Annotated in this window: 19 protein-coding genes and 1 tRNA gene; 5 read left to right on the forward strand and 15 right to left on the reverse strand. The window is 67.8% G+C overall.

Features of this window, described 5'->3' with window-relative positions; translation table 11 throughout:
• Together gatA and gatC are read right to left on the reverse strand one after the other, a co-directional pair.
• Entirely contained in the window at positions 1–1491 is a 1491-nt protein-coding gene (gene gatA, locus PQB87_RS17345; protein ID WP_027788859.1) for an Asp-tRNA(Asn)/Glu-tRNA(Gln) amidotransferase subunit GatA, read from the reverse strand.
• A 65-nt stretch (positions 1492–1556) separates the two neighbouring features.
• Positions 1557–1856, reverse strand: a complete 300-nt coding sequence (gatC, locus tag PQB87_RS17350) for an Asp-tRNA(Asn)/Glu-tRNA(Gln) amidotransferase subunit GatC (RefSeq protein ID WP_027788858.1) — start codon at positions 1854–1856, stop codon at positions 1557–1559.
• A gap of 367 nt (positions 1857–2223) precedes the next feature.
• Here gatC and PQB87_RS17355 point away from each other — a divergent pair, with 367 nt between their 5' ends.
• The 5 genes from PQB87_RS17355 (at position 2224) to rodA (ending at position 8533) form a co-directional block, all read left to right on the forward strand.
• On the forward strand, positions 2224–3267 hold the full coding sequence (locus tag PQB87_RS17355) for a rod shape-determining protein (protein WP_004189550.1): 1044 nt from the start codon (positions 2224–2226) through the stop codon (positions 3265–3267).
• A 126-nt stretch (positions 3268–3393) separates the two neighbouring features.
• On the forward strand, positions 3394–4473 hold the full coding sequence (gene mreC / locus PQB87_RS17360; RefSeq protein WP_489242420.1) for a rod shape-determining protein MreC: 1080 nt from the start codon (positions 3394–3396) through the stop codon (positions 4471–4473).
• The gene (gene mreD / locus PQB87_RS17365; RefSeq protein ID WP_009687274.1) at positions 4470–4982 is read left to right on the forward strand and encodes a rod shape-determining protein MreD; all 513 of its coding nucleotides are present in this window, start codon (positions 4470–4472) and stop codon (positions 4980–4982) included. Before mreC ends, mreD begins: the two co-directional genes overlap by 4 nt.
• Positions 4983–5090: 108 nt before the next feature.
• Complete coding sequence (mrdA, locus tag PQB87_RS17370) at positions 5091–7373, forward strand: penicillin-binding protein 2 (protein ID WP_059688345.1); 2283 nt, start codon at positions 5091–5093, stop codon at positions 7371–7373.
• Between the two features lie 11 nt (positions 7374–7384).
• On the forward strand, positions 7385–8533 hold the full coding sequence (gene rodA, locus PQB87_RS17375) for a rod shape-determining protein RodA (RefSeq protein ID WP_021163972.1): 1149 nt from the start codon (positions 7385–7387) through the stop codon (positions 8531–8533).
• A gap of 104 nt (positions 8534–8637) precedes the next feature.
• Here the strand turns inward: rodA and PQB87_RS17380 are convergent, their stop codons facing one another.
• The 13 genes from PQB87_RS17380 to fmt all read right to left on the reverse strand — a co-directional run bounded on the left by PQB87_RS17380 (position 8638) and on the right by fmt (position 20937).
• Entirely contained in the window at positions 8638–9450 is an 813-nt protein-coding gene (locus PQB87_RS17380) for a tetratricopeptide repeat protein (RefSeq protein ID WP_489242421.1), read from the reverse strand.
• Positions 9447–10232, reverse strand: coding sequence for an HpcH/HpaI aldolase family protein (locus tag PQB87_RS17385; RefSeq protein WP_489242422.1), 786 nt, complete (start codon positions 10230–10232; stop codon positions 9447–9449). Before PQB87_RS17385 ends, PQB87_RS17380 begins: the two co-directional genes overlap by 4 nt.
• Positions 10233–10535: 303 nt before the next feature.
• Entirely contained in the window at positions 10536–10988 is a 453-nt protein-coding gene (gene queD / locus PQB87_RS17390; protein ID WP_021163975.1) for a 6-carboxytetrahydropterin synthase QueD, read from the reverse strand.
• Positions 10989–11006: 18 nt separating this feature from the next.
• Positions 11007–11639: a 7-carboxy-7-deazaguanine synthase gene (gene queE / locus PQB87_RS17395; RefSeq protein ID WP_021163976.1), complete on the reverse strand. Its 633-nt coding sequence runs from the start codon at positions 11637–11639 to the stop codon at positions 11007–11009.
• Between the two features lie 75 nt (positions 11640–11714).
• On the reverse strand, positions 11715–12449 hold the full coding sequence (gene queC, locus PQB87_RS17400) for a 7-cyano-7-deazaguanine synthase QueC (protein WP_027788853.1): 735 nt from the start codon (positions 12447–12449) through the stop codon (positions 11715–11717).
• 350 nt (positions 12450–12799) lie between these two features.
• Positions 12800–12875, reverse strand: a tRNA-Phe gene (locus tag PQB87_RS17405).
• A gap of 60 nt (positions 12876–12935) precedes the next feature.
• Positions 12936–13637 (reverse strand): response regulator transcription factor EsaR, encoded by a 702-nt coding sequence (gene esaR / locus PQB87_RS17410; RefSeq protein WP_021163978.1) that lies wholly within the window; start codon positions 13635–13637, stop codon positions 12936–12938.
• On the reverse strand, positions 13638–16052 hold the full coding sequence (gene esaS, locus PQB87_RS17415) for a sensor histidine kinase EsaS (protein ID WP_042978240.1): 2415 nt from the start codon (positions 16050–16052) through the stop codon (positions 13638–13640).
• A complete protein-coding gene (locus PQB87_RS17420) occupies positions 16042–16632 on the reverse strand; it encodes a DUF4390 domain-containing protein (RefSeq protein WP_021163980.1) in 591 nt (196 codons plus the stop codon). Before PQB87_RS17420 ends, esaS begins: the two co-directional genes overlap by 11 nt.
• The gene (gene rsmB, locus PQB87_RS17425) at positions 16629–18020 is read right to left on the reverse strand and encodes a 16S rRNA (cytosine(967)-C(5))-methyltransferase RsmB (RefSeq protein ID WP_489242423.1); all 1392 of its coding nucleotides are present in this window, start codon (positions 18018–18020) and stop codon (positions 16629–16631) included. Before rsmB ends, PQB87_RS17420 begins: the two co-directional genes overlap by 4 nt.
• A 219-nt stretch (positions 18021–18239) precedes the next feature.
• Positions 18240–19097 (reverse strand): zinc metalloprotease HtpX, encoded by an 858-nt coding sequence (gene htpX, locus PQB87_RS17430; RefSeq protein WP_006485774.1) that lies wholly within the window; start codon positions 19095–19097, stop codon positions 18240–18242.
• Between the two features lie 100 nt (positions 19098–19197).
• A complete protein-coding gene (locus tag PQB87_RS17435) occupies positions 19198–19833 on the reverse strand; it encodes a LysE family translocator (protein WP_059688349.1) in 636 nt (211 codons plus the stop codon).
• A 120-nt stretch (positions 19834–19953) separates the two neighbouring features.
• On the reverse strand, positions 19954–20937 hold the full coding sequence (gene fmt, locus PQB87_RS17440; protein ID WP_174415818.1) for a methionyl-tRNA formyltransferase: 984 nt from the start codon (positions 20935–20937) through the stop codon (positions 19954–19956).
• Between the last annotated feature and the right edge of the window lie 4 nt (positions 20938–20941).

Raw genomic sequence — 20941 nt, forward strand, 5'->3', positions numbered from 1 at the left:
TTACACCCCTGCCGGAACTTGCTTGTGCCAGTCGGTCGCGCGCTGGAACGCGTCGGCGACCTGCAGCATCCGGGCTTCGTTGAAATAGTTGCCGATGATCTGCAGGCCGACCGGGCGCTTCGCGTTCGCGCCGGCGCCGAAGCCGCACGGCACGCTCATGCCGGGCAGGCCCGCGAGGCTCACCGACAGCGTGTAGATATCCGCGAGATACATCTGCACCGGATCGTCGCCCTTCGAACCGAGATCCCATGCGACCGTCGGCGAGGCCGGGCCCATGATCACGTCGCAGGTCTTGAACGCTTCCTGGAAATCGTTCGCGATGATGCGGCGGATCTTCTGCGCCTGCAGGTAGTACGCGTCGTAGTAGCCGTGCGACAGCACGTACGTGCCGACCAGGATCCGGCGCTTCACCTCGGGGCCGAAGCCTTCCGCACGCGACTTCTTGTACATGTCGAGCAGGTCGCCGTATTGCGCGGCGCGGTGGCCGAAACGCACGCCGTCGAACCGCGACAGGTTCGACGACGCCTCGGCCGGCGCGATCACGTAATACACGGGGATCGACAGCTCCGTCTTCGGCAGCGACACGGGCACGAGCGTCGCGCCGAGCGCTTCATACTGCTTCAGTGCCGCGTCGATCGTCGCGCGTACGTCGTCGGCCAGGCCGTCGCCGAAATACTCGTTCGGCAGGCCGATGCGCAGGCCCGCGAGCGGCTTGCCCGCATCGTTGCCGGCCGCCCACGGCTGGCCGAGGTGGCGCGTGAAGTCTTCGTCGTCGCGATCGAGGCTCGTCGAGTCGCGCTCGTCGAAGCCGGCCATCGCGTTCAGCAGCAGCGCGCAGTCGGACGCGCTCTGCGCCATCGGGCCGCCCTGGTCGAGCGACGACGCGAACGCGATCATCCCGTAGCGCGACACGCGGCCGTAGGTCGGCTTGATGCCCGTCACGCCCGCGAACGACGCGGGCTGGCGGATCGAGCCGCCGGTGTCGGTGCCGGTTGCCGCCGGCGCGAGGCGCGCGGCGACGGCGGCCGAGCTGCCGCCCGAGCTGCCGCCCGGCACCGCGTTCGTGTCCCACGGGTTCTTCACCGCGCCGAACGCCGAGTTCTCGTTCGACGAGCCCATCGCGAACTCGTCCATGTTGGTCTTGCCGAGCGTGACCATGCCGGCCGCCTGCAGGCGGGCGACGACGGTCGCGTCGAACGGGCTCGCATAGTTCGCGAGCATCTTCGAGCCGGCGGTCGAGTGCCAGCCGCGCGTGACGAACACATCCTTGTGCGCGATCGGCAGGCCGGTGAGCGCGCCGCCCGCGCCGCGCGCGAGCTCCGCGTCGGCAGCTTTCGCCTGCGCGAGGGTCAGGTCGGCATCGACGTGGACGAACGCGTTCAGGTCGCGCGCGGCGTCGATCCGTTTCAGGTAGAGCTGCGCGAGCTCGACGGCCGAGCATTCCTTGGCGGCGAGCGCGGCGCGCAGTTCGGTCAGGCTTTTTGCGTGCATTGAGTGGTTTTCCTGGGAATTCTGGGTGGCGCGCGGCGCTGGCCGGCGCGCTTGTCGTCGAATGCTTACTCGATCACCTTCGGCACGAGATAGAGGCCGTCCTGGACGGCCGGCGCCGGACGCTGGTTATCGTCGCGATTGACGACTTCCGTCACGGCGTCGTCGCGCAGGCGCTGCGCGACTTCCTGGATCTGTTCGATCGGGTGGGCGAGCGGCGCGATGCCGGCGGTATCGACCGCCTGCATCTGCTCGACGAGGCCGAAGAGATCATTGAGCTGGCCGAGCATGTGCTCGGCGTCGGCGTCGGCCATTTCGAGTCGCGCCAGGTGCGCGATGCGTTTCACATCGGTCAGGGTCAGGGCCATGCGATCACCGGAAAAACAAGACTGCGCAATGCATCGAAAGCAGCACTGCGGCGGGGGGTTGGAGGGTGCGATCCCACCCTCAAAAATCGGGGCCGAAGCGGCAAAAATACCGCCCGTTTCGATTCAAATACCGTGAAATTATAAGGTATCATTACGCGTTCGACCCAAACCCGGCAGCCTTTTCCCGCACCGTTTCGCCCCGCTTCGGCAAGCCGTGCGTGCTTCGTGCGATCCCCGGTAGACATCACTCGCAGCTTCGTGCGCCGCGGCGGCCGCTTCCGCCACGCTTCCCGAGGCTGTTATTTTTTCCGCTGCCGCCCTCAGCGCTCGCTATGCAGGGCCGGCCCAGAGCGAAACAGGATTCTGAATGTTCGGTTTTTTGCGCAGCTACTTCTCCAACGATCTCGCGATCGACCTCGGCACCGCAAACACCCTGATCTACATGCGCGGCAAGGGCATCGTGCTCGATGAGCCGTCCGTCGTGTCGATCCGCCAGGAAGGCGGCCCCAACGGCAAGAAGACGATCCAGGCAGTCGGCAAGGAAGCCAAGCAGATGCTCGGCAAGGTACCGGGCAACATCGAGGCGATCCGCCCGATGAAGGACGGCGTGATCGCCGACTTCACCGTCACCGAGCAGATGATCAAGCAGTTCATCAAGACGGCCCACGAGTCGCGCATGTTCTCGCCGTCGCCGCGCATCATCATCTGCGTGCCGTGCGGCTCGACCCAGGTCGAGCGCCGCGCGATCAAGGAAGCCGCGCACGGTGCCGGCGCATCGCAGGTCTACCTGATCGAGGAGCCGATGGCGGCCGCGATCGGCGCGGGCCTGCCGGTGTCGGAAGCCACCGGCTCGATGGTCGTCGACATCGGCGGCGGCACGACGGAAGTCGGCGTGATCTCGCTCGGCGGCATCGTCTATAAAGGCTCGGTGCGCGTCGGCGGCGACAAGTTCGACGAGGCGATCGTCAACTACATCCGCCGCAACTACGGGATGCTGATCGGCGAGCAGACCGCCGAGGCGATCAAGAAGGAAATCGGCTCCGCGTTCCCGGGCTCCGAAGTCAAGGAAATGGAAGTGAAGGGCCGCAACCTGTCGGAAGGCATTCCGCGCAGCTTCACGATCTCCAGCAACGAAATCCTCGAAGCGCTGACCGATCCGCTGAACCAGATCGTGTCGTCGGTGAAGATCGCGCTCGAACAGACGCCGCCGGAACTCGGCGCCGACATCGCCGAACGCGGGATGATGCTGACGGGCGGCGGCGCGCTGCTGCGCGACCTCGATCGCCTGCTCGCGGAAGAAACCGGCCTGCCGGTGCTCGTCGCGGAAGATCCGCTCACCTGCGTCGTGCGCGGTTCGGGCATGGCGCTCGAGCGCATGGACAAGCTGGGCAGCATCTTCTCGTACGAGTGATCGTCTAGGCAGTCTTCCTGACATGACGCACCCGCGGCGTGGCCGGCTCGCTCATTCAGAACGAACCGCCGCGCCGTTTGCGCGTCTGAGCTTCATTTAACCGATCGTTCGCGCCCGGCGCCGACCATGGAATACAGTCCGCCGCCCCTCTTCAAGCAAGGCCCGCCCGCGCTCGCGCGGCTCATCTTCTTCGTCGCCGTCGCGATCGCACTGCTGGTGTCGGACGCGCGCTTCAACACGCTCGAAATCGTCCGCGGCGTGCTCGGCACCGTGCTCTATCCGCTGCAGCGCGCCGCACTCGTGCCGCGCGACCTGTTCATGGGCGCGGCCGACATCGCCGTCACCGGCGCGTCGCTGCGCCACGACAACGACGATCTCCGCAAGCGCAACCTGCAGCTGTCCACGCAGGCCAACCAGGCCGCCGTGCTCGCGCAGGAGAACGCGCACCTGCGCGCCGTGCTCGAGCTGCGCCAGCACATCGCGACGCAATCGACGCCGGCCGAGATCCAGTACGACACGAGCGATCCGTTCACGCAGAAGATCGTGATCGGCCAGGGTTCGCAGCAGGGCATCCAGAACGGCGCGCCCGTCGTCAGCGAGAACGGCGTGGTCGGCCAGGTCACGCGCGTGTTCCCGCTGCAGTCCGAAGTCACGCTGGTCACCGACCGCGATCTCGCAATTCCCGTGCAGGTACTGCGCACCGGCCTGCGCAGCGTGATCTACGGCACGCCGAAGGGCGATTCGCTCGACCTGCGTTTCGTGCCGACGAGCGCGGATCTCGTCGTCGGCGACGAGCTCGTCACCAGCGGCCTCGACGGCGTCTATCCGCCCGGCCTGCCGGTCGCGAAGGTCGTACGCGTCGACAAGCTCGCCGATACCGCATTCGCGCGCGTGACCTGCGCGCCGATCGCCGCCGTGCGCGGCGCGCGCCAGATGCTCGTGCTGCATTACCAGAACGACATCCCGCCGCGCCCGGCCGAGCCCGATCCGGCCGCCGACAAGAACGCGAAGGGCAAGAAAGGCGCGAAAGCCGCCGCGAAAGGCGAGAAGGCCGAGAAGGCCGAGAAGGGCGAGAAGGCTGACGCCGGCGCGAAGCCGGCCGCCGCGGCCCAGCCCGGCGCCAAGCCGGCGCCTGCCGCGCCTGCGGCCAAGCCCGCCGCCGCGCCCGCGAAGCCCGCGGCCGGGCAACCAGGAGCCCAGCGATGAATCGCCCGCAATACATCCTGCAGCCGGTCAATCCGTACTTCATCGTCTTCAGCCTCGCCGCCGCGTTCCTGCTGAACCTGATGCCGTGGGGCCGCCTGCCCGGCGTGCCCGACTTCGTCGCGCTCGTGCTGCTGTTCTGGAACATCCACCAGCCGCGCAAGGTCGGGATGGGCGTCGCGTTCGCGCTCGGCATCCTGATGGACGTGCATGACGCGGGGCTGCTCGGCGAGCATGCGCTCGCCTATACGCTGCTGTCGTACGGCGCGATCACGATCCACCGTCGCGTGCTGTGGATGCCGATCGGCGTGCAGGTGCTGTACGTCACGCCGCTGCTGGTCGTCGCGCAGCTCGTCCCGTTCGTGATCCGCCTCGTGATGGGCGCCGCGTTCCCGGGCTGGCGCTACCTGGTCGACGGCTTCGTCGAGGCCGCGCTGTGGCCGATCGCGAGCCACCTGCTGCTGATGCCGCAACGCCGCCCGGTCGATCCGGACGATACGCGCCCCATCTGAACCCGGGGCCTGCCTTGACTACCCGCCGCCTCCACGCCCGCCGCGCTCCGGGGCGGCCCCTCGCCCGCAGCCGCACACCGTGCTGCGGGCCAGATCGATCGTAACCGCATGACCGAATTCAACGACACCCAACAGCAGCTCTCGAAGTTCCGCCTGCGCGTCGCGGCGGCGGGCGTGTTCGTGTTCGTCTGCTTCGGGCTGCTCGCGAGCCGCTTTTTCTACCTGCAGTTGATGCAGCACGGCAAATACGCGCTGCAGGCCGAGGAAAACCGCATCTCGGTCGCGCCGATCGTGCCGAACCGCGGGATCATCACCGACCGCAACGGCGTGATCCTCGCGAAGAACTATTCGGCCTATACGCTCGAGATCACGCCGTCGAAGCTCGACGACACGCTCGAGAACACGATCGACAAGCTGTCCGAGATCATCCCGATCGACGCGCGCGACCGCCGCCGCTTCAAGAAGCTGCAGGAAGACTCGAAGAACTTCGAGAGCCTGCCGATCCGCACCCGGCTCACCGACGAGGAAGTCGCGCGCTTCACCGCGCAGCGCTTCCGCTTCCCCGGCGTCGACGTGCGCGCGCGGCTGTTCCGCCAATATCCGCTCGGCACGACGGCCGCGCACGTGATCGGCTACATCGGCCGGATCTCGAAGCGCGACCAGGACCGCATCGACGCGATGAGCGACGACAACGACAGCGACCAGGAAAACTACGATCCGCGCCGCGACGCGAACAACTACAAGGGCACCGACTACATCGGCAAGATCGGCGTCGAGCAGAGCTACGAAACCGAGCTGCACGGGCTGACGGGCTTCGAGGAAGTCGAGGTGACGGCCGGCGGCCGGCCGGTGCGCACGCTGTCGCGCACGCAGGCGACGCCCGGCAACAACCTCGTGCTGTCGCTCGACATCGGGCTGCAGCAGGTCGCCGAGCAGGCGTTCGCCGGCAAGCGCGGCGCGCTGGTCGCGATCGAGCCGAAGACGGGCGACGTGCTCGCGTTCGTGTCGTCGCCGAGTTTCGACCCGAACTCGTTCGTCGACGGCATCGACCAGCAGACCTGGGACGAGCTGAACAACTCGACCGACAAGCCGCTGCTGAACCGCCCGCTGCACGGCACCTACCCGCCCGGCTCGACGTACAAGCCGTTCATGGCGCTCGCCGGCCTGACGCTCGGCAAGCGCACGCCGGGCTGGGGCTTCCAGGATCCCGGCTACTTCACGTTCGGCGGCCACACGTTCCGCAACGACGTGCGCTCGGGCCAGGGCTGGGTCGACATGAACAAGGCGATCATGGTGTCGAACGACACCTACTTCTACATGCTCGCGCGCGACCTCGGCGTGAACGCGATCGCGAACTTCATGAAGCCGTTCGGCTTCGGCCAGATCACCGGGATCGACATCCAGGGCGAGGCGCGCGGGATCCTGCCGTCGACCGACTGGAAGAAGAAGGCGTTCAAGAAGGCCGCGCAGCAGAAGTGGTTCGACGGCGAGACGATCAGCCTCGGGATCGGCCAGGGCTACAACTCGTTCACGATCCTGCAGCTCGCGCACGCGACCGCGACGCTCGCGAACAACGGCGTCGTGATGAAGCCTCACCTGGTGAAGGAAATCGAGGACCCGATCACGCGCGGGCGCCGCCTGACCGTGCCGAAGGAAAGCGAAGTGATCCCGCTCAAGCAGGCCGACATCGACGTCGTGAAGCGCGGGATGGAGAACGTGATCGAGAACCCGTCCGGCACCGCGTACAAGGTGTTCCGCGGCGCGCCGTACCTCGCCGCCGGCAAGACCGGCACCGCGCAGGTGTTCTCGCTGCAAGGCTCCAACTACAAGGGCCACCTGCTCGCCGAGCACCTGCGCGACCACGCGCTGTTCATCGCGTACGCACCGGTCGACCATCCGCAGATCGCCGTCGCGCTGGTCGTCGAGAACGGCGGCTGGGGGGCGCAGGCCGCGGGCCCGATCGCGCGCCGCGTGCTCGACTTCTATCTCGTCGACCGCCAGAACCCGCAGAACGAGGCCGCGGCCGTGGCTGCCGCGGCGTCGGCGACCGAACCCGTCAACGCGCCGGTGATCGGCGACGCGAACCGGCCCGCCGCCGTCGCGGCCGGCTTCACGGCGCTGCCGCAGCCGGTCGTGCCGAGCGCGGCCAGTGCGGCGGAAGCGGCATCGGCCGCCGCGGCCTCCGAAGCGTCGGCCGCCGGTGCAAGCGCCGCCTCGCCGGCCAGCGCCGGTGCCGATGCGCCGAGGGCCGCGAGCCTGCCGCCGATCCGGCGCCCGCACCGGCCGCGCCGGCCCGCCGGTGACGCGCAGCCGCTCGTCGCCACGCCGCGCGACGACAACCACCGTGCGACGGCCCCCGCGAAGGCGGCGGACGCCGGCACCGCTCATTAACGGAGAAAGGCATGCAATTCGACAAGCGCGCCTGGCTCGACAAGATCAAGCAGATGTTCGCGGGTTTCGACCGCCCGCTCGCCCTCATCGTGTTCCTGCTGCTGTGCGTCGGCATCGTCACGCTGTACAGCGCGGCGATCGACATGCCGGGCCGCGTCGAGGACCAGTTGCGCAACATCCTGCTGACGTTCGTGCTGATGTGGGTGATCGCCAACATCCCGCCCACGACGCTGATGCGCTTCGCGGTCCCGCTCTACACGTTCGGGGTCGCGCTATTGGTCGCGGTCGCGCTGTTCGGGATGACCAAGAAAGGCGCGAAGCGCTGGCTGAACGTCGGCGTCGTGATCCAGCCGTCGGAGATCCTCAAGATCGCGACCCCGCTGATGCTCGCGTGGTACTACCAGCGCCGCGAAGGCGGGCTGCGCTGGTACGACTTCATCGCCGCGTTCGGGATCCTGATGGTGCCGGTCGGGCTGATCGCCAAGCAGCCCGACCTCGGCACGGGCCTGCTCGTGTTCGCGGCCGGCTTCTTCGTGATCTACCTCGCCGGCCTGTCGTTCAAGCTGATCGTGCCGGTGCTCGTCGCGGGCGTGATCGCGGTCGGCTCGATCGCCGTGTTCGAGGAGCGCATCTGCCAGCCCGAAGTGCAGTGGCCGCTGATGCACGACTACCAGAAGCACCGCGTGTGCACGCTGCTCGACCCGACTTCCGACCCGCTCGGCAAGGGCTTCCACACGATCCAGGCCGTGATCGCGATCGGCTCGGGCGGCGTGCTCGGCAAGGGCTACCTGAAAGGCACGCAGGCGCACCTCGAGTTCATTCCGGAGAAGCACACCGACTTCATCTTCGCGGTGTTCTCCGAGGAATGGGGGCTCGTCGGCGGGCTCGTGCTGCTGACGCTTTACATGGCGCTGATCGCACGCGGGCTCTATATCGCCGCGCAGGGCGCGACGCTGTTCGGCCGCCTGCTCGCGGGCTCGCTCACGCTCGCGTTCTTCGTCTATGCGTTCGTCAACATCGGGATGGTGAGCGGCGTGCTGCCGGTCGTCGGCGTGCCGCTGCCGTTCATGAGTTATGGCGGCACGGCGCTCACGACGCTCGGCATCGCGATCGGGATGATCATGAGCGTCGGGCGGCAGCGGCGGTTGATGAAGAGCTGACCGCGCGGCACGCATCGCAGAAAGAAAAACGGCGCCCCGGCGCCGTTTTTTTCGACCGTCCTTGCCGAACGCGGCCGCGCAACGCGGTATGGCGCGACCGCCGTTCACGGCGCCGGCGCGTGCGGGCCGCCCGGCTCCGCGGCGGCGCCCGACGCCGGCCCCTGCACCTTCAGCCGCGCACTCAGCTCCTTGAATTTCAGCCCGGCCGTCTCGTCGCCCTGCGCGGCCGCCGCCGCGTAATACGCCCGCGCGATGTTCAGGTTCTGCTCGACACCGTCGCCCCCACGCTCGTAGAACGACGCGGTCACGTACTGCGCGGTCGGCTCGCCCGCGTCGGCGGCCTGCTTGTACCACGTGAACGCCTGCCGGTTGTCGCGCGGCGTGCCGCGCCCGTCGAGGAACTGGTTCGCGAGCGACAGCGCGGCCTGCACGTGCCCCTGCTTCGCCGCCCGCAGGAACCAGCGATGCGCTTCGGCCGGATTGCGCGCGACGAACTCGCCATCGTCGAGCATCCGCCCGTACACGTACTGCGCATGCGACATGTTCGCGTCGGCCGCGCGCTTCAGCCAGCGCAGCCCTTCGTCGACGTTCGCCGTCACGCCTTCGCCCGTCAGCAGCATCATCGCGTAGTTGAATTGCGCGAGACGGTCGCCGCGCTCGGCCGCGTCGTGGAACTGCACCAGCGCCGCGCGATAGTCGCCGGCGTTGTAGTCGGCGACCGCCGATTGCGTCTCGCGCGATGGATCGGACTTCGCTTGCGGCGCACCCGGTGTGCCGGCTGCCATACATACGCCATACACGCCATACACGCCACACACGCCACACACGCACCACAGGCCGAGCATCGCGCCGATCCGCCTGCGCGCCCCGGCCCCGCCCTGCACGCGCCCACGGCGCGCGCCGTCGCCATCGTTCATGACCGTACCTCCTGCGGCGCCTGCCGCGTGGCGCGCAACAGCCAGCTGACGTCGGCCGACAGCGTGATCATCCGGTAGCCGGCCTCGCGATACTGGCGCGCGGCCGCCGTATCGCCCGCGAAGATGCCGACCGCGACGCCGGCCTGCCGGCCGGCCGCGAGCACGCGCGCCATCGCGGTTTCAACGTCCGGGTGGCGGATGTCGCCGAGATGCCCGAGGCTCGCCGCGAGATCGGCCGGGCCGACGAACAGGCAGTCGACGCCGGGCAGCGCCGCAATCCGCTCGACTTCGTCGACGCCGCGCGCCGATTCGATCTGCACGATCACCGCGACCTGCGCGTTCGCCGTCTGCACGTAATCGCGGCGCATCCCGAACGCCGCCGCGCGCACCATGCCCGCGACACCGCGCAGCCCGTCCGGCGACTCGGGCGACGGATAGCGCGTCAGCCGCACCGCGTGCGCGGCGTCGTCGACCGTCTCGATGCATGGAAACATCAGCGTGCGCGCGCCGGCATCGAGCGCGCGCTTCACGAGCCACGGCTCGCGCGCCGGCACGCGCACGACGGGCTCGCTCGGCAGATGGGCGGCCGCGATCGCGCGCAACTGCGATGCAACATCGCGGCTGTCGTTCGGCGCGTGCTCCATGTCGATGCAGAGCCAGTCGTAGCCGGCATGCGCGAGCGCTTCCGCGGCCGAGTCGCTGCCGAGCGACAGCCACAGGCCGTACAACGGGTCGTCGCCATCGTGCAGGCGTTGTTTGAGGGAATTGGTGAGCGTGCTCATCGATACGGCCTCCTGGACGGAACGGCAATCGAACGGGACAAGCAACGGGCAAAGCGGAGCGCGACACGCCGGGCAACGAAGCACGGCGGCGCCAGGACCGGGCCCTGGATCGTTGGTCGGCCGTGGACGGCCGATCTGACAGCGCCGGCCGCGCGATCGCGCACGGCCGCATTTTCCGGCGCCACGCAACGATCATAGCGCGGCGTTACGCGGAATGTGGGAACGGACGGGGAGCGGGACGAAGCCGCGGGGTGCGGCGTCAGGCAGCCCGCGCCGGCTGGCGGGGCTGCCGGGAAGGCGGGATCAGCGGCCGGGCTGGCGTTCGACGTCGGCCCAGCAGTTCGGCGTTTCGTACAGGCGCACGCGCTCGAGCCGCAGGTTCACGCCGTAGTGCGCGTCGTACACGTTCGCGAGGATGTCGAACGCGATCGCCGCGAGATTCTCGACGGTCGGGATCCGGTCGATCACGACCGTCTTGTGGTCGGCCATCTGCTCGAGGAACGAGCGCACGACCTCGTCGCGGGCGTAGACCAGGAACGCGTGGTCCCACTTGCCGACCAGGTGCTCCATCGCGAGCGCCTTCACGTCGGCGAAATCCATCACCATGCCGCGGTCGGGCGCCCCCTCGGTATCGACGAGATCGCCGCGCAGCGTGACTTCGAGCACGTAACGATGACCATGCAGGTTCCGGCACTGGCTGCGGTGATCGGGAATGCGGTGGCCCGCGTCGAATTCGAGTTTTCGGGTAATCAGCACGATGTCAAAAGCCGTGGCTCAGGGAATGTTCAGATATTTGTGGGTCTGCATCGACAGCCGCCACTGCGGATGACGCTTGCACCAGTCGATCGCGAGCTTCGTATTGAGGTCGCGCGACGGGCCGTCCATCGGCTGGACGAGAAAATACTCGAAGTCGAGCTTCGCGTAGTCGGCCAGCCGCTGGTTGTCCTGCGGGATCACGACCTTCAGTTCGTTGCCCTTCGTGACGACGAGCGGCGCGTCGGCCTTCGGGCTCACGCAGATCCAGTCGATCGATTCGAGCACCGGCAGCGAACCGTTGGTCTCGATCGCGATCTCGAAGCCGGCCGCGTGCAACGCGTCGACGAGCGGCTGGTCGAGTTGCAGCATCGGCTCGCCGCCCGTGCAGACGACGAAGCGGTGCGCCTCGCCCTCCGGCCACAGGCCGGCGATCGTCGCGACGAGTGCTTCGGCGTCCTTGAACTTGCCGCCGTTCTCGCCGTCGGTGCCGACAAAGTCGGTATCGCAGAAGCGGCACACGGCCTCCGCACGATCCTCTTCGCGGCCCGACCACAGGTTGCAGCCGGCGAACCGGCAGAACACGGCCGGCCGGCCCGCGTTCGCGCCCTCGCCCTGCAACGTGTAGAAAATTTCCTTGACCGCGTAAGTCATCGTGCTTCGTCCGGCTCGCGCCGCTCGTTGTCGATCAGAATCCGTTATTCATCCAGCGCTGCCGGCGCACCCGCGTCACAGCGGCGCTTCGGTCACCCGCTCGCCCTTCAGGTAAGCCTCGTAGCCGCGCTTGCGCAGCTTGCAGGCGGGGCATTCGCCGCAGCCGAAGCCCCATTCGTGCAATTCCGCGCGCTCGCCCACGTAGCACGTGTGCGTCTCGACGCGGATCAGTTCGACGAGCGCTTCGCCGCCGAGCTGCTCGGCGAGCTGCCACGTCTGCGCCTTGTCGAGCCACATCAGCGGCGTCTCGAGCACGATGCGCGTGTCCATCCCGAGGTTCAGCGCGACCTGCAGCGCCTTCATCGTGTCGTCGCGGCAATCGGGGTAGCCCGAGAAATCGGTCTCGCACATTCCGCCGACCAGCACACGCAGCCCGCGGCGATAGGCGATCGCCGCGGCGATCGTCATGAACATCAGGTTGCGGCCCGGCACGAACGTGTTCGGCAAGCCGTTCGCCGCCGTCTCGATCTCGATCGTGCGCGTCATCGCGGTATCGCTGATCGCGCCGAGCACCGACAGGTCGATCATGTGATCGTCGCCGAGCCGGTCCGACCATGCGGAAAAATCGCGCTTCAGTGCTTCGCGCACGCCTTCGCGACATTCGAGCTCGACGCGGTGGCGCTGGCCGTAATCGAAGCCGAGCGTCTCGACCGTCTGGTAGCGTTCGAGGGCCCATGCCACGCACGTGGCCGAGTCCTGCCCGCCGGAAAACAACACGAGCGCGCCGTCTTTAGCGTCTGTCCGAATCACCGTGATACTCCGTGAATGTGTAGGCTCGCGTCGCGCTGCGCCCCGGGGCCGGCTGCCGCCGGGCGGCCCGACGCGTGCCGGCCTGGGCCGGCTCGACCAGTATAGGCAGCGCAATCGGCCGCGAACGCGGCGGAGCGCTTATACCGCCCATCGCGCGGCATCGTTGCCGCGCGCCACGGCGGCGCCACGCTGGCAGCCTGCCGTGCGCATGAAGCGATGCGCTAAGTTATTGAGCGGACACGGATTTTATCATGCCCTCACGAATACTGCCGGGCACGCTGGCCCCATCACGCCAACCCCACCACAAACGAAAAACCCCAAGAACCTTCCGATTCTTGGGGTTTTAATTCTGGTGGCCTGGGACGGAATCGAACCATCGACACGCGGATTTTCAATCCGCTGCTCTACCAACTGAGCTACCGGGCCAACGAAGAATGAAAGTATATCGAGCTATTCGTACCTGAGCAAGCGTTTTCGCAAAATATTTTATACGGCGCCTTCGGACGGTTTCTTGCCGAGCTCGACACCGAGCTGCTTGAGCTTGCGATACAGGTGCGTGCGCTCGAGGCCCGTCTTCTCCGCGACGCGCGTCATGCTGCCGTTTTCGCGCGCGAGGTGATATTCGAAGTACGCGCGCTCGAACGCATCGCGCGCTTCACGCAACGGGATGTCGAACGGGATCGCGGCCGTCTGGCCCGCGAGGCCGAGTGCCGAAGCCATGTCGTCGCCGAGCGTCGGCAGCGCGGCCGCGGATGCGACCGCCGCGGGGCCCGCCGCCTGCCCCGCACCGGCCTTCGCCGCCGCGTTCGCGGACACCGGCGCCGCACCGCGTGCGAGGCCGTGCTCGACGGACTTCAGCAGCTTCTGCAGCGCGATGGGCTTCTCGAGGAAATCGAGCGCGCCGATCTTCGTCGCCTCGACGGCCGTATCGATCGTCGCGTGCCCGGACATCATGATCACGGGCATCGTCAGCAGCCCTTGCGCCGCCCACTCCTTGAGCAACGTCACGCCGTCGGTATCGGGCATCCAGATATCGAGCAGCACGAGATCGGGCGCCTGATTCAACCGGTATTCCCGCGCGGCCTGCGCGTTCTCCGCTGCCTCGACGACATGTCCTTCATCGCTGAGGATCTCCGAGAGCAATTCCCGGATGCCCATTTCATCATCTACCACCAGGATGGTTGCCATTTACGCTGCCTTTGTCTGCTCACTTGCTTTTGTCTTGGCGGGAGCCGTCCCGTCCTGCACGCCCGATTCGGCGCCTGGCGCATCGCTCGCCATCTGCAGGAACAGAATCGACACCTGCGCACCCTCGACGGTCTCGCCGTGCATGCGATTGCGCAGATCGATCCGCGCACCGTGCTCATCGACGATTTTCTTGACCGTGGCCAACCCCAGCCCCGTGCCCTTCGCCTTCGTCGTCACATAAGGCTCGAACGCGCGGGTCAGGATGCGCGCCGGAAAACCGGGCCCGTTGTCGGACACGGTAAGACGTACCGCGACGCGTGTTTTGCCCTCGGCGTCGGGATCGCCATATTCTACTGTCTTGGTTTCGATCAACACACGCGGATGCGCCGACTCCGCGACCGAATCCTGCGCATTCTGCAGCAGGTTGTGAATCACCTGGCGCAATTGCGTCGCGTCGCCGCGAATCACCGGCAGCGACGGCGCGAGCTCGGCGACGATCGCGCTCTTGCCTTCGCCCACCCCGTACAGCCCGAGCACCTCGCTCGCCAGTTCGTTCAACTGCAGGTTCGCCAGCACCGCCGGCGGCGTGCGCGCGTATTCGCGGAAATCGTCGACCATCCGCTTCATCGCAGCCACCTGGTTGACGATCATCGTCGCGCCGCGCTTGAGCACATCCGCGTCGGACGGCGAGAGCTTGTCGGACAGCTTCATCTGCAACCGCTCGGCCGACAGCTGGATCGGCGTCAGCGGATTCTTGATCTCGTGCGCGAGCCGCCGCGCGACCTCGCCCCACGCGACCGAACGCTGCGCGGAAATCACGTCGGAGATGTCGTCGAACACGACGACGTAACCGGACGTCTGCGGATCGTCGGCCTGCCCCTCGACCGTCGACACGAGGCGCGCGCCGCGCACGAGCAGCGTCAGCGGTTCGGTTTCGCCCGGCATCTCGATCGCGAACTGCTGCTGCCAGTGGCCGCGATCGCCGCTGCCGCCGTCGGACGCCGCCTCGCGATCGGCGAACGCCTTGCGCACCATCGCGCCGAATCCGGCGGCCACGCCGATCCGGTCGAGCGTCGTGCCGATCAGCGCGTTGAACGGCTGCCGGAAAATCCGCTCGGCGCCGCGATTGGCCGTCGTCAGCCGGAACTGGCGGTCGAGCACGAACACGCCGGCCGTCAGGTTCGCGAGGATGCTCTCGAGATACGTCTTCGAATGCTCGAGCGCGATGCGGTTCTTCTCGACCGCGAGCCGCGCCTCGGACAACTGGCGCGTCATCGCGTTGAACGACTGCGTGAGGAAGCCGAGCTCGTCGCGCGTCTTGATCTCGCGCTTCGGCGTGTAGTCGCCTTCCGTGATCTCCTTCGTGCCCTGTGCGAGCAGGAACAGCGGCCGCGCGAGCTGCTGGCCGAGCGCGAGCGCGAGCATCATCGCGATGAAGGTCGCGAGGAACAGCGCGAGCGTCAGCGTGCCGATGTACATCTTGCGCAGCCCCGTGCGGCCAAGCGCCTTTTCCTGGTACTCGCGATACGCGCGCTGCACGGCATCCGCGTTGTGTGCGAGCGTTGGCGGCACCGGCTGCGTGAGCTGCAGGAAACGCTCCGCCGGCTGCAGCAGCGATGTCGTCGCATCGGGAATCGGCCGCACGACGCGCAGCCGCAGCGCGCCCTTCGCGCCGTGCGCACGCGGATCGCCGTCGACTTCGCCCTCGATCGCCGCGTACGCGCCGTGTTCGCGCGCCTGGCTCAGCATCAGCGGCGTCGGCAGGTCGTCCGGAATCAGCGCCGCGAAATTGCCCGACGCCTGCGCGACGATGTGCAGGTCGGGCGCCGCGCCCGAACCGCCGCGGCTCGGCTCGACGATCGTCGCGTCCTGCACGCCGAACTGGTCGCGCAGCCGCAGCAGCGTGAGCGTCGTGCCGTTCGTGTTCGCGTCAGCGCTCGCGAGCTGGTCGGACATCAGCCGCGCCTTCGTCTGCAGATCGGACAGCGACGCATCGAGCATCCCGCGGCCGAGATTCAGGCCGGCCGTCAGCGCCGTCTCGACGTTCACGTCGAACCACGACTCGATGCTGCGCGACACGAACTGGTACGACACGATGTAGATGATCCCGCCAGGCACCACGCCGACGAGCGCGAAGAACACCGCAAGCTTCGCGAGCAGCCGCGTGCCGAACTTGCCCTTCCTCAGGCGCACGACGATCATCCCGATCAGCCCGAGGACCACGAGCAGGAACACGAGCGCGACGACGATGTTCGTCGCGTACAGCCACGAGTAGTAGCGATCGAAGAATTCGGTGTTCGCGCTCGCGGCCGCGAGCAGCACGAGCAGCAGCAGCGCGGTGAGCGCGACGGTCGAGACGATCACGCGAACGAGGAGGCTCTTCCCGCTGGCCGCGCGGCGCACTTTATTTAGCACGTTCGGTCACCGTGAAGTTGAAGCGCTTCCAGTCCGACCCGAGCGTCCAGTCGCGGTTGTTCACCGCATCGACCTGGAACGGCTTCGGCATCAGCGCCGTATCGAGCTGCATCCGCACCGATGCCGTGTAGGTTTCGCCCGAGCGCACCTGGCTGCGGTCGATCACGTGCCACGATGTGATGTGCCTGACGACCGCGAGCGCATCCTTCAGCGACGGGAAACCGAGCTGCAGGCCGCCCGTCGACACGCGGTACTCGCGCGTGAGCGGCTGGAACGACAGGCGGATCGTCTGCGACACCGATACCGGCTGTTCGTCAAGCCAGTACCAGCGCGCGCGGCTCAACTCGAAATCCGTCGTGAAATACACCGGAATGCCTTTGTTGACGGCATCCTCGAGGCTCGGGTTCAGTTCGAAATCGAAGCGGGCGTCGAGGCTCCAGCCGCTTCCGTCGGCCTGGAGCGACGCGCGCTGCACGGCGATCGACTCGGCATGCGCCGGCCGGACGACAGCCAGGCACAGCGTCAACGCGACCATCAGGACGGCCGCGAGCCGAAGTGGAAAAAGGTGTTTGATCGTCACCGTTTCTGAAACCGCGCGTAGAAAAATCCGTCGTGATCGGTGTTCTGGTCGAGTGCGCCGGCGGCCGCCCCTCCCTGCACTCCGCCCGGCAGCAGTTGGCCGGGGGCGTCCAATCGTACCGCATCTTCACAGGCCGCTTCAAACCAGCGGGCCTGCAATTCGCCTTCTTCGGGGAAGACCGAACAGGTCACGTAAAGCAGTTCGCCGCCCGGCTTCACGAGCGGCCACAACGCCGACAGGATGCGACGCTGTTCCGCGACGAGCGCCGGGATGTCGGCCTCGCGGCGCAGCCAGCGGATGTCCGGGTGACGACGCACGATACCGGACGCCGAGCACGGCACGTCGGCCAGGATACGATCGAACGGGCGCCCGTCGTACCACGCGTCGGGCGCACCCGCATCGCCGACGCGCACGTCCGCCGCGAGCGACAGCCGCACGAGGTTCTCGCCGATCCGCGCCGCGCGCGCGGCGTCGCTTTCCAGCGCAACGACTTCCGCATCGGCGAGTTCGAGAATATGACCGGTCTTGCCGCCGGGTGCCGCGCATGCGTCGAGCACGCGCATGCCGTCACGCGCGCCAAGCCATTCGGCTGCGAGCTGCGCACCGGCATCCTGCACCGACACGACGCCGTCGGCAAACCCCGGAATGCGATCGACCGGCAGCGCCGACGCGAGCCGCACTGCATGCTTGCCGATCGCGGTCGCTTCGATTCCGCTCGCCCGCAGCGTATCGAGATACGCGTCGACGCTCGCGCGGCGCGCATTCACGCGCAGCGTCAGCGGCCCCTGGCGCTCGCCGGCCGCGAGGATCGCCTGCCATGCGTCGGGCCACGCGCGCTTCACCGAATCGACCCACCACGCGCGGTAATTCCAGCGCGCGACGACATCGTCCTGCAGCGCCGCGACGAGCGCGTCGCGCTCGCGCAGGAAACGGCGCAGCACCGCATTGACCATCCCCTTCGCGAACGCGCATTCGCGGCGGGCGCCGATCACGGTCACGGCCTGGTCGACCACCGTGAACGGCGGATACGCGGCCTCGTCCGCCGGATCGAGCAACAGCGCGAGCGCGCCGGCAAGGACTGCGTGCACATGCGCGGGCGGCGCCTTGCTGACGAGCCGGCCGATCAGCCAGTCCGCACTGCCGAGACGGCGCATCGTCCGGTAGGCGACGTCCTGCGTCGCCCCGCGCGCAAGGGCCTGCGTACCGGACGCCATCTGCGCGAAAACCGCCGAGAGTGCCGCCGGCAGCGCGGTGCCGCGTCGTACCGCATCGACCGCCTGCGCGGCCGCGTCGAGCGCGAGGCCGAGCGAATCGGGCGCGAGATGCAGCGCGGACAGGCGCGCCGGGCGGCCGGAAGAAGACGGAGCGGTAGAACGGGTTCGTGTCATCGGAGCAAATTCGGCAAACAAGCGCGGCAAGCAAATACGGCAAACGGCGGGATCGCGGCACTCGCGTGGCCCCGCGGCCCCAAACCGGGCATTGTAGCGTGCGACGTTGCAGCCCCTTTGGCCCCTTTACGGCACGCACAAATGAAAACCCCGCAGCGCGAAGCGTGCGGGGTGGCGTAGCGGCCCCCGAGCGGCAACTGCCGCACGGGGTGCCGTGGCTCAATCGAAGCGGCCGGTACGCGCCATCTCCATCAGGCGCGCGATGCGCTCCTCGGTGGCCGGGTGCGTCGAGAACAGGTTCTGCAATCCGCCACCATGCAACGGATTCATGATCATCATCTGCGCCGTGGCCGGATGCGCTTCCGCCGCCTGGAACGGAATGCCTGCCGCATAACGATGGATCTTGTCGAGCGCGGTTGCGAGCGACTGCGGATCGCCGGAAATCTGCGCGCCGCCGCGGTCGGCCTCGAACTCGCGTGCCCGCGAGATCGCCATCTGGATCAGCGCGCCGGCGATCGGCGCGAGCAGCGCGACCGCGATACCCGCGATCGGATTGGCCGGCCGGCCGTTCTCGTCGCGCCCGCCGAAGAACATCGCGAAGTTCGCGAGCGCCGAGATCGCGCCCGCCATCGTCGCGGTGATCGTCGAGATCAGGATGTCGCGATGCTTCACGTGTGCAAGCTCGTGCGCCATCACGCCGCGCATCTCGCGCTCCGACAGTACGCGCAGGATGCCCGTCGTCGCGGCGACCGCCGCGTGCTCGGGGTTGCGGCCCGTCGCGAACGCGTTCGGCGCATCCTCGTTGATCAGGTAGACGCGCGGCATCGGCAGGTTCGCGCGCGTGGCCAGCTCGCGCACCATCCGGTAGAACTGCGGCGCCGTGTTCTCGTCGACTTCCTGCGCGTTGTACATGCGCAGCACCATCTTGTCGGAGAACCAGTACGAGAAGAAATTCATGCCGAGCGCGAACAGCAGCGCGATCGTCATGCCGCGCGAGCCGCCGATCATCCCGCCGATCACGATGAACAGGGCCGTGATCGCGGCCATCAGCATCGCCGTTTTGACCCAATTGAACATACCCACTCCTTATCCGTCAGGGGACCCGCCGCACATCACAAGGCACGGTGGAAAATTGTAAGCGATTTGTTAGATAAGGTCTTGCCGGAAAAATTCAATCTCAGCGTTGCGATGCCGCAAGACGAAGGCCGAGGCCGACGAAAGCGCTGCCGACCGTGCGGTCGAGCCACTTCCTGACACCCGGCTTGCCGGAAAAGCGCGCCGTGACACTGCCCGCAACCCAGGCGACGAGGCTGGTCCACACCGTGCTCATCGCGACGAACACGCCGCCGAGGGTCAGGAACGCCAATGCCTTGTGCGGGCTGTCGGCCGACACGAATTGCGGGAAGAACGACACGAAGAACAGCACCACCTTCGGGTTCAGCACGTTGGTCCAGAAACCCTGCATGAACAGCTGGCGCAGCGGCTTCGCGGCTTGCGCGGCCGCCTTGCCCGACGGCTCGGCCGCCTGCTTCGCGATGATCATCCGCACGCCGAGGTAGATCAGGTAGGCGGCGCCAACCAGCTTGATCACCGTGAACGCGGCAGCCGATGCCGCGAGCAGCGCGGTCAGGCCGAATGCGCAGGCGAGCGCGTGCACGCAGCAGCCGGCCGAAATGCCCAACGCCGACATCAGCCCCGCGCCGCGGCCCTGCGCGACACTGCGGCCGACGATATAGGCCGTATCGGGGCCGGGCGTGACGTTCAGCAGGAAGACTGCCAGCACGAAGAAGCCGAAATGGGTGATGCCGAACATGAAAACCTCGAAACCTGAGAGCGCAGGGAAATTCTACGCGCGCCTGCCACACCACGCGACTCGGCCGTCCGGCCGATTGCGCACGCCCGGCAGGCCGTGTCGAATGGCGGTCAGGCCGCCTCAGGCAACGTCGGTCAGCGCAAAACGCTGGCCCGCGGCGAGCGGCGAACCGGCCAGGAACTCGCGGGCGGGCAGCCGCTTGCCGCCCGGCTTCTGCAACTGCGTGATGCGCAGCGCACCGCTGCCGCACGCGACGACCACGCCTTCCGGCGCGGCTTCGACGATCGTGCCGGGCAGCGCGTCGCCGCGCGCCGCCACGGGCTCGGCCGCCCACAGCTTGATCGCCGCGCCATCGAGCGTCGCGACGCAGCCCGGGAACGGATCGAACGCACGCACCTGGCGCGCGAGCACGTCGGCCGGCTTGCGCCAGTCGAGCGCCGCTTCGTGCTTGCCGATCTTTTCCGCGTAAGTCACGCCGTCGGCCGGTTGCGGCGTGGCCGGCAGCACACCGTCGCGCTCGAGCTGCACGAGCGCGTCGACGATCAGTCGCGCACCTTCGGCAGCGAGCCGGTCGTGCAGGGTCGCGGTCGTCTCGTCCGGCGCGATCGCGATGCGCGCCTCCTCGATCATCGCGCCGGTGTCGAGGCCGATGTCCATCTGCATCAGCGTGACGCCCGTCTCGGCGTCGCCGGCCTCGATCGCGCGGTGGATCGGCGCGGCGCCGCGCCAGCGCGGCAGCAGCGATGCGTGAATGTTGATGCAGCCGCCACGCGGAATGTCGAGCACCTCCTGCGGCAGCAGCAGGCCGTATGCGGCGACCACCATCACGTCATGCGGAGTCGAGCGCAGCAGCTCGATCGCGTCGGCCGCCTCCGCCGGGTACTTGCCCGTGCGCCGCAGCGACGGCGGCTGCGCGACGGGCATCCCGTGCTCGACGGCGTAGCGCTTCACCGCGCTTGCCTGCAGCTTCATCCCGCGCCCGGCAGGGCGATCGGGCTGGGTCAGCACGAGCGGCACCGGAAAACCGGCCTCGTGGATCGCGGCCAGGGCAGCCGCGGCAAATTCCGGCGTGCCGGCAAAAATCACGCGCAACGTATGGGTCATGACA

The sequence above is a fragment of the Burkholderia sp. KL41 genome, assembly GCF_057005415.2.

What these genes read in the sequence shown, in the direction of transcription:
- gatA (WP_027788859.1), bottom strand. Translation starts at nt 1,491, where the DNA reads ATGCACGCAAAAAGCCTGACCGAACTGCGCGCCGCGCTCGCCGCCAAG.
- gatC (WP_027788858.1), bottom strand. Translation starts at nt 1,856, where the DNA reads ATGGCCCTGACCCTGACCGATGTGAAACGCATCGCGCACCTGGCGCGA.
- PQB87_RS17355 (WP_004189550.1), top strand. Translation starts at nt 2,224, where the DNA reads ATGTTCGGTTTTTTGCGCAGCTACTTCTCCAACGATCTCGCGATCGAC.
- mreC (WP_489242420.1), top strand. Translation starts at nt 3,394, where the DNA reads ATGGAATACAGTCCGCCGCCCCTCTTCAAGCAAGGCCCGCCCGCGCTC.
- mreD (WP_009687274.1), top strand. Translation starts at nt 4,470, where the DNA reads ATGAATCGCCCGCAATACATCCTGCAGCCGGTCAATCCGTACTTCATC.
- mrdA (WP_059688345.1), top strand. Translation starts at nt 5,091, where the DNA reads ATGACCGAATTCAACGACACCCAACAGCAGCTCTCGAAGTTCCGCCTG.
- rodA (WP_021163972.1), top strand. Translation starts at nt 7,385, where the DNA reads ATGCAATTCGACAAGCGCGCCTGGCTCGACAAGATCAAGCAGATGTTC.
- PQB87_RS17380 (WP_489242421.1), bottom strand. Translation starts at nt 9,450, where the DNA reads ATGAACGATGGCGACGGCGCGCGCCGTGGGCGCGTGCAGGGCGGGGCC.
- PQB87_RS17385 (WP_489242422.1), bottom strand. Translation starts at nt 10,232, where the DNA reads ATGAGCACGCTCACCAATTCCCTCAAACAACGCCTGCACGATGGCGAC.
- queE (WP_021163976.1), bottom strand. Translation starts at nt 11,639, where the DNA reads ATGACTTACGCGGTCAAGGAAATTTTCTACACGTTGCAGGGCGAGGGC.
- esaR (WP_021163978.1), bottom strand. Translation starts at nt 13,637, where the DNA reads ATGGCAACCATCCTGGTGGTAGATGATGAAATGGGCATCCGGGAATTG.
- rsmB (WP_489242423.1), bottom strand. Translation starts at nt 18,020, where the DNA reads ATGACACGAACCCGTTCTACCGCTCCGTCTTCTTCCGGCCGCCCGGCG.
- htpX (WP_006485774.1), bottom strand. Translation starts at nt 19,097, where the DNA reads ATGTTCAATTGGGTCAAAACGGCGATGCTGATGGCCGCGATCACGGCC.
- PQB87_RS17435 (WP_059688349.1), bottom strand. Translation starts at nt 19,833, where the DNA reads ATGTTCGGCATCACCCATTTCGGCTTCTTCGTGCTGGCAGTCTTCCTG.
- fmt (WP_174415818.1), bottom strand. Translation starts at nt 20,937, where the DNA reads ATGACCCATACGTTGCGCGTGATTTTTGCCGGCACGCCGGAATTTGCC.